Raw genomic sequence first — 790 nt, 5'->3', positions numbered from 1 at the left:
CCCGCCCCGACAAGCAGGGACTCGACTCCCGCGTGGCCGGTGAGATCCGCGACCTCGTCGCCGCGTGCGAGGCGGAGGGCCTGCTGCTGATCGTCGAGCTGCTCACCTACCAGCTCGAGGGCGAGAGCGACGAGGAGTACGCCGCCGCCTTCCCGACGCTCGTCGCCGACGGTGCTGCGCTCGCCGTCGCGTGCGGGGCGAAGATCCTCAAGCTCCAGTACCCGGGCTCCGCCGAGGGCTGCGCGCGCGTGACCGAGGCCGCCCAGGGCGTGCCGTGGGCCGTGCTCTCGGCCGGCGTCGACCACGAGACGTTCATCGGTCAGGTGGCCACGGCCGTCGCCCACGGCGCCGCGGGCGCCATGGCGGGCCGTTCGCTGTGGAAGGACTCCCTCTCGGCCGACGCCGGACGTCGCGAGGAGCTGCTGACGAACCGTGCCCTGCCCCGCCTGCGGGAGCTCGCCGACGCGGTCGACGGCCGCGCCTGACACCCGACGACCCCCGGGCGTCGACCACGGCTCCCGGGGGATAGGGTTGCGCGAGATCCGAGGATCCGGGGAAAGACGCGAAGGGGAGAGCGCCGATGTCGACGATGCGTGATGTCGCCGCCCGTGCGGGCGTGAGCACGAAGACCGTCTCGCGGGTGTTCAACGACGATCCGCACGTGCTGCCCGCGACCCGCGCCGAGGTCGAGAAGGCCATGCGCGAGCTCAACTACGTGCCGAACGTGCTCGCCACCACGTTCCGTGCCGGTCGCGCATCGGTGATCGGCGTCGCGGTACCGGACATCGTC

General features: G+C 72.8%; 1 protein-coding gene and 1 pseudogene. Both read left to right on the top strand.

Annotation, left to right across the window (positions count from 1 at the left end; translation table 11 throughout):
- Positions 1–485, top strand: a pseudogene (locus tag ASG00_RS15720) (hypothetical protein); the annotation flags it as partial.
- A 95-nt stretch (positions 486–580) separates the two neighbouring features.
- Positions 581–790 (top strand): LacI family DNA-binding transcriptional regulator (locus ASG00_RS15715; RefSeq protein WP_200930877.1); only part of this gene is annotated, 210 nt, incomplete at its 3' end.

Source organism: Microbacterium sp. Leaf351 (assembly GCF_001423825.1).
Classification (GTDB): Bacteria; Actinomycetota; Actinomycetes; order Actinomycetales; family Microbacteriaceae; genus Microbacterium; species Microbacterium ginsengisoli.
Note: the sequence above shows the minus strand (reverse complement) of the source record. Positions and strands in the feature narration are given on the sequence as shown.